Here is a 7,103-nt window from a genome sequence, read left to right on the forward strand (position 1 = left end):
CCATCGCGCTTGGCGCGGGAGGCACCGGCAGCGACGGCTGTTGCGGCTTCGGCGGCCCGGCCGGCGGCAGCGGCGCCCAAGCGTCGGGCACCTCGGCCATCGCCATCGGCAGCGCCTCGGGCACCACGCAGGGCGCGTCGGCATCCGGCAACGGCAGCACGGCGATCGGTGGCGCGTACAACGGATCGGCCGGCGCATCGGCGCTGTCCATCGGCGGCGTGGCCGTCGGCTCCGGCAGCCAGGTCGCGAGCGGCGCGACCAACAGCGTGGCCATTGGCGCCAACGCGGTCGCCACGGCGGCGAACACCGTTTCCTTCGGCTCGGCAGGCCATACGCGCACGCTCGTCAACGTGAGTGCGGGCGCGGTGAACGCCACCAGCACCGATGCCGTCAACGGCAGCCAGCTCTACACGGTGCAGCAGACCTCCAACACGGCCCTGGGCCTTGCGCAGAACTCGGCGCAGTACGGTGGAGGCGGCACCTCGCTGCAGCTCAACGCGAACGGCGGCGCGGGCACCACCATCAGCAACGTGGCCGCCGGACAGGCGAGCACCGACGCGGCCAACGTCGGCCAGGTACAGCAGGCACAGCAGACGGCCATCACCACCGCGAACAACTTCACCGTGCAGCAGGTCAACGCGCTGCAGACGCTGATGAACCAGGCCCTGTCCAGCGGCGTGTGCGCGGTGAACGCGAGCGGCTCCGTGGCCTGCGGCCCGGGCGCCGGCGCGAGCGGCGCGGGCAGCACCTCGATGGGCACCAATGCGCAGGCCAACGGCGACAACACCGTGGCCGTCGGGAACGGCGCGCGGGCCGATCACGCGGGCTCGGTCGCCATCGGCGCGGGCGCGAAGGCGCTGGCCGATCCCACCACCGCCGTAGGCAACAACGCCATCGCCAGCGGCAACAACGCCGTCGCGCTGGGTGCCAACACGCTGGCCAGCGGCAACAACGCAGTGGCGCTGGGCCAGGGTTCGGTGGCCGATCGCGACAACACCGTGTCGGTGGGCAACGCAGCCACCAACCAGTTGCGCGGCATCACGAATGTCGCGCCCGGCGTGCTGGGCACCGACGCTGTCAACGTCAACCAACTGCAGCAGGCCGTGGCCAACGCGACCAGCCAAGCCAACGCCTTCGCCGCACAGGGCGTCGCGGCAGCGCTGGCCATGCCGTCGATGCCGACGCTGCCAGCAGGCAAGAAGTGGATGGGTGCGGCCGTCGGCAGCTATGCAGGTGCGTCGGGCGTGGGCATCGCCTTCGGCTACCAGGTCAACGACAACCTGAACCTGGGTGCAGGGCTCTCGACGGCGACGAGCAGCGGGAACGGGAGCCGGGTGGCGGCGCGGGTGCAGGCGGGGTATGCGTGGTGAACAGAAGAGTGTCCTGGCCCGGCGGCTAGAGCAACCGGGGAACGCCGGAAGCTCAGATGGGTGATGTATTCGCTTTGACGTGAACTGATCGCGGTTTCCTCTATGGAGAAATGCGGTTCATACGCCCATCAAAACAATTGCCAGGATTTTGGATGAGGCAATTGGCTAAAGGAAACTCTGAAGTCGCCAATGTCTCGTTCGTAAACGGGTTTCGCTCGATTGCGCGCGCGGTTTCGAAGGGCAATCACCTTGCCCGCATCTCACTGCCGCAACACGAAGCGCTTCCTCCTGGCTGAACGCAGCCCGCCAGCGCAGAGGAGCGATTCGGAGCCTGTACCGCCGACGAGGCGTCCGACTCACAGTTCTCGATCGTTCAATTCTGAAGTACGTACCCCGTGCCTCTGACCGCATGCAGTGGCAGCGAAATGCCGGCAGCAAGCGCCTTGCGTCGCAGGCGGCTGACCAACGTATCCACGCGCTGAAGATCGAAGTGCTCGAGGTCACTTCCGAGCGCGGTCGCCAGCTGAAGGCGATCCACAGGCTTGTTTTGCTGCTTGAAGAGGCAGACCATCAGGGCCCGCTCCGATTGAGTGAGACGCAGCGTCCGCCCCTCGGGATCGCAAACGTTCCAATCTCCTTCCGTGAGCGTCCAGCGGCCTGTGGCCGGAGGGCCTGGTGGCAGCACCGGCTGGGAAGCACTCCCCGATGCCTTGATGCGCCGATAGACAGCCTCCAGCGTGGCGGCAAGTTCTTCGGCGTGCACGGGTTTGACGAAGTAGGCGTCTGCGCCGTCGCGCAAACCGCGGACTCGATCATTGAGCTCGCCCCGCGCGGTTGCGAACACGATGCCGATGTTGCTGGCGGAGCGCAGGTGTTGTGCAATTGAAAAACCATCCTCGCCCGGCAACTGAATGTCAATGACGACGATGTCACAACGAATGACGGCGTGGGCGCGATAGAACTCGGAGGCCGTCGAAAAGCCGGATGCCCTGAAACCCATCTGGTTCAGGCTGTAAACCAGCGCATCCCGAAGATCATCTTCGTCTTCAATCAGGTAAACGATTATTTTCTTTCCGCTACCGGAACCCACAGCATGCATGATGCACCTCTCTTATTCGATTTCAAGAATGGAACCATCAGGCCTAAATAAAGCCGGACGTGCTCATCGTATGAAGATAAATCACCGCCTGGGCTTCCTTATTGTCGTCATGTTCTGGATGATTTGCCAGAGCGCAGGCGCTACTGTTCTTCGAGAAAACCAACGCGAGGATCAGCCGCTTCCACTTTGGGATGACGTAGAGGTATTTCGGGACAGCACTGGAACTCTTTCCATTGAAAAAATTGCCTCTGCGGGCGGTGAAATAAAATTCATTCCACCAGATGTTCGCCATCTTCAGGAAAATTCGAATGACGTTTTTTGGATTAGATTCTCGTTGCAAGGTGAATTGAATTCGTCGTCCGAATGGGCCATTCAGGCATTTCCGAGCTGGCTTGACGACGTCCGGCTGTACAGTCAAGAAGCGAATGGAGAGTTTTCGGTCAACCAAATGGGAGATCGTTTTCCATTCAAAGCCCAGGTTAACCGGATCAGTGTGCTGGCTTTTCCCGTGACCGTTGAAAGCTCCCCCAAAACCTACTATCTGAGAGTAAAAACACACGGACCAACAATCCTGGACCTGAAAGCCTGGAAAAGGAGCGGATTGGAGAAAAAAGAAATTTCACGCCTCCTGATTTTTTCCGCTTTTGCTGGAGCCGTTGGCATCATGGCGCTGATGAATCTGGTTTTTTGGGGATGGGTCAGGAAATTAATTTATCCGATTTATTCTTTATTCTTGCTGGTCACATTGCTCGGAATAGCTTCCTTGCAGGGGTATGCAGTCTCCTTTTTATTTTTGAACCATCCGATATGGGCAGATCGCTTCAATGATGTGGTGGTGTGCATGCTGATATCGACAGGTGCGATATTTACTTGTCATGTTTTCGAATATCGCCGGCACTCCGTTTGGGCGGCCGGACTCATGTACTCGGTGGCAATTTTTTTTATCGCAATGATTCCACTGCTCATATGGGGTAGCCCCGGGAACATCATACATTCGATGATCTATCTTGAGATAATCGTGGCTATTTTCAACACGATGTTTGTTGCGTGGATTATTTTTTTCGAAAGTCATACCAATACCTTTTTGCCTTTTTCACCTTTTTTGGCGTAAACCTGTCTTGGCTTTTTTCTGCCTGGTGCTTATGGGATTTGTGAAAATGAAAAACCCAGCACTTTCAGAATCTGCAACGCAGCTTGCACAGTTTGCGGCATTGGGGTTGCTCAATTTTGCTGTGGCGAGCCATTCCAGGCAATCGGAGCTGACGCTCAAGGAGGAGCAAAAGCGGGCATTCAATTTGATGAGGGTCGCCAAAGAGGCCTTGGAAGATAAAGTCCGGCAGCGCGAGTTCGTTGCAATCGTTTCACATGAATTTCGCACACCGTTGGCCATCATCGATGCGGTGGCGCATGCCTTGGAATTGTCACCCTCGGGCCAAGATGATCGGGTGAAGAGCAGCGTCGAAAAAATTCGCAGAGCTGATCGCCGCCTGAGCTCACTGATCGAAAACATCTTGTTGGACGATGCACTGGACATTGGGCCAGGGCCCGTCACCCAGCGGTTCGATCTCTGGGACGCAATAGAGAGTATTCGCAGCATCGGATTGCCGGACGAAAATGCTCGCTTGAATATCACCCTCGCACCAGGAGAAGCCTGGTGCAGAGGCGATCAAACCAGGGTTGAGGTGGCCATTAGAAACCTGATTCAAAACGCTCTGAAATATTCTCCGCTCAACACGATGGTTGATGTCCAGTGCGCTGTTATCGAAGACTCTTTCAGCATGCTGGTTTCAAACAAAGGGCAGCCGATCCCAGAATCGGAAAAGAACAGCCTCTTTGAACGCTATTTCAGAGGCAGTGGGTCCAGCAAAGTACCCGGCTCAGGGCTCGGACTACATATTTCTCGCACCATCGCGCGCCAGTACGGCGGAGATGTCGTGCTCCTTTCGAGCGACGAGGAGGCCACCCTGTTTCGCTTGATGCTGCCACTGGATGCTGACTAGCTAGCGTCACAGCACAGAGCACTCAAGGCTTCAGGTCTTGAGGGCCGCGACGCCTTCACGGCACTACCTCAAATATGTGAATTTTTCCTCGCTGCAAAGAGAAAATTCACTATTTCGGCGCGACATTTTTCGACATTTTTCGCTCCGAATGGGCGGCAACAAAGTCGAAAAATGGCACTCGCGGCCGAATCTGATGCCGGATCTGCGTTTTTCCCGTTTAAAGAACATAAAAAACTCACCTTTGGCCTATTGATTTCGTTGTCAACGGTCATTTTTTGACAATAACTGTCATTGTCAAATTGGTTTGCAGATCGATACATTCCGCCGTCTGAAACATCATGGTGAAGCGCCTTTGGGGTGTATTCATTCTTGAACTGGAAGGTCGGAATGCTTTTATTTGAATCTCGGCGTCAAGCCGAAAATCCGGAAAACTGGAGCGCGGCCGATAGGACGATGGCGGCGCCAGAAGTTTGCGACGCTGCACGGAATTTTTCGAGTTCTGATGTATTTCCGGATTCAGGATACAGGTCATTCGGCGAGGCACTCGATCACCCGGATGAGCTGTCTTCAATTGAAGCCCAGCCTTTGAGTTCGTGGCTCACCACTGACTCTTTTTCCGTCGCTTCTCTTGACTCAGACAATGCTTCGTCGAGCGCAATGCCCGCGCCAGTGGTAGCGCTCGATGGTGCCAGCGCCCGCTGGCCTGCACTGCGCAAAGGCATTGATCGCTTGGGATATGCCTCGGCTGTATTCAATTCACTGAGCGATCTCATGTGTTCGCTTCAAGCGGGGCGGCATTTCGGTTTGCTTTTTCTTACTTTTCCTTCAACTGCCGATATTCATTGGCTGCGGTTAATTTGCGAACTGACCGATGCTCCGATGCTGCTTGTGGTCGATGTGGGCGACATCGATTTGCTGCGACAAATTGGTGGCGAACACTCCCATCGCAATGAATTAGATTTTGTATTGACCCCGTTTGGTGCGGAAGAGATCAGTTCGCGGGTGCAATTCTTGTTGAACCGATCTGCCGCAGCCGCACTTAACGCAAAGAAAAACGGGCCAATGGTGTTTCGTGATTATCTGTTTCAGCTTGACAAGCGCAGAGTCTTCTATAAGGGGCAGGAAATTAATTTGCAACCGCGTGAATACAACGTTGCTGTCGAATTTTTTCGAAACAGAGATCGGTTGGTGACAAGGCAAACCTTGCACGCTCTTTTCTGGAGAAATTCGACCAACCTGCGTTCACGCACGATTGATGTTTGCGTTTCCAAGGTTCGCCGAAAATTGAATATCGACCCAAAAAATGGATTGATATTGAGAACAATCTCTGGGCGTGGCTATCAATTGCATACGGCAATTGAAGGGGAGGGCGGGTGAAAATTGAAATTTCCCCCGACACCATTAACAGAATGCTAGCCGAATTGTTTTTTTTGAGTATTTGAATTCATCTCAATATTGATTCGATTTTGGAAAAATAGTGAATAAAGTTTATCGATCGGTATTCAACAGAAAAACCGGCACGTGGGTGGCAGCATCAGAAATCGCACGAGCTCATGGAGGCGGCGGCTATCAGAAAAGTGCCGTGGCGCTAGCTATTGTGATGATGGCGACGGCTGGGTTTTCCAGCGAGGTCGTGGCTGCGAATGCTGGGTTTGCTGGCGCCAACAATATTGGCAGCAACGGAGCCGGGCAGGGCTATGGCACGTCCAGCGCTCAGTCAGTCCTTTTTCAAGGGGATGATGACTATTGCGGCTCGGTCGATGTTGCCGGTCGGACCAATATCGCGGGCGGGCCGGGTGGTACCGGTCAAATTACTGCGAACCAACTCTATAGCAACATCATCAGCAATACGCCTGGTGCTACGGGTGTCAATTCGGCGAACTCCGCAGTCTGGAATACCTACACAACACAACAGAACTGGACGGGAGACGGGACTGTATCGAGCCCAGGGCGGGGTTATGCCAACGCTATTTCGAATGCAACCGCTAGAACATACGGGGTCGCTTCATTCGCCTGGGGATGCGGGGCGTCCGCGATGGGTAACTACTCGGCGGCGTTCGGCATGGCATCGGCTGCGACCGCGTCGACCGCTCAGGCCTACGGGGTGGCTGCGCTGGCTTCTGGCACAGCTGCCGTCGCCATGGGAGTCGGCAGCCAAGCGTCGGCGGAGTCCGCCGTAGCGTTGGGCTCGCTCGCAACGGCAGACAGCGTGTATGGGGTGGCCATCGGCAAAGGGGCGACTGTCGGTGCCGGCGCGACGTCGGGTTCGGTTGCGCTCGGCAGCGGCAGTTCGGTGACAACAGCGACGACGGGGACGGCATTTCTGAGCAACCAGGCGGCGCCGACCAACGGCGAAGTCAACATAGGGACGCGCCGGATCACCGGCGTAGCAGATGGTGCTCTCCCAACGGATGGAGCCACGGTCGGCCAGGTCACGCTGCTGTCGACTTCGGTATCGACTGGAATTGCCAGCCTTTCGACATCGACATCGACCGGCTTGAGTACGGCAACGAGCAGCATCGGCAGCTTATCGACATCGACTTCGACCGGAATCAGTAGCCTCTCGACTTCGACCTCGACCGGTCTGAGCACGGCAACGAGCAGCATCAGCAGCTTGTCGACATCGACGTCCAC

The 7,103-nt window shown here is 56.6% G+C and carries 6 protein-coding genes; 5 read left to right on the plus strand and 1 reads right to left on the minus strand.

Translation table 11 applies throughout. The annotated features are described in order from the left end of the window. Positions 1 to 1,370: YadA family autotransporter adhesin (locus tag ACGLHS_RS32140; protein WP_394486052.1), on the plus strand; the 1,370-nt coding region annotated here is incomplete at its 5' end. Positions 1,371 to 1,743: 373 nt separating this feature from the next. Here ACGLHS_RS32140 and ACGLHS_RS32145 read toward each other — a convergent pair. Then, positions 1,744 to 2,469, minus strand: coding sequence for a response regulator transcription factor (locus ACGLHS_RS32145; RefSeq protein WP_394486054.1), 726 nt, complete (start codon positions 2,467 to 2,469; stop codon positions 1,744 to 1,746). Here ACGLHS_RS32145 and ACGLHS_RS32150 point away from each other — a divergent pair. The 4 genes from ACGLHS_RS32150 to ACGLHS_RS32165 form a co-directional block, all read left to right on the plus strand. Next, a complete protein-coding gene (locus ACGLHS_RS32150) occupies positions 2,468 to 3,580 on the plus strand; it encodes a 7TM-DISM domain-containing protein (RefSeq protein WP_394486057.1) in 1,113 nt (370 codons plus the stop codon). The genes ACGLHS_RS32145 and ACGLHS_RS32150 overlap by 2 nt on opposite strands. Positions 3,581 to 3,626: 46 nt before the next feature. After that, the gene (locus tag ACGLHS_RS32155; protein ID WP_394486059.1) at positions 3,627 to 4,469 is read left to right on the plus strand and encodes a sensor histidine kinase; all 843 of its coding nucleotides are present in this window, start codon (positions 3,627 to 3,629) and stop codon (positions 4,467 to 4,469) included. A gap of 369 nt (positions 4,470 to 4,838) precedes the next feature. Next, positions 4,839 to 5,846: a winged helix-turn-helix domain-containing protein gene (locus tag ACGLHS_RS32160; RefSeq protein WP_394486065.1), complete on the plus strand. Its 1,008-nt coding sequence runs from the start codon at positions 4,839 to 4,841 to the stop codon at positions 5,844 to 5,846. Between the two features lie 100 nt (positions 5,847 to 5,946). Beyond that, positions 5,947 to 7,103, plus strand: a 1,157-nt coding sequence (locus tag ACGLHS_RS32165; protein ID WP_394486068.1) for an ESPR-type extended signal peptide-containing protein, incomplete at its 3' end; no start/stop codon positions are given.

This window comes from Variovorax sp. VaC1, from assembly GCF_043658315.1.
Classification (GTDB): domain Bacteria; phylum Pseudomonadota; class Gammaproteobacteria; order Burkholderiales; family Burkholderiaceae_C; genus Variovorax.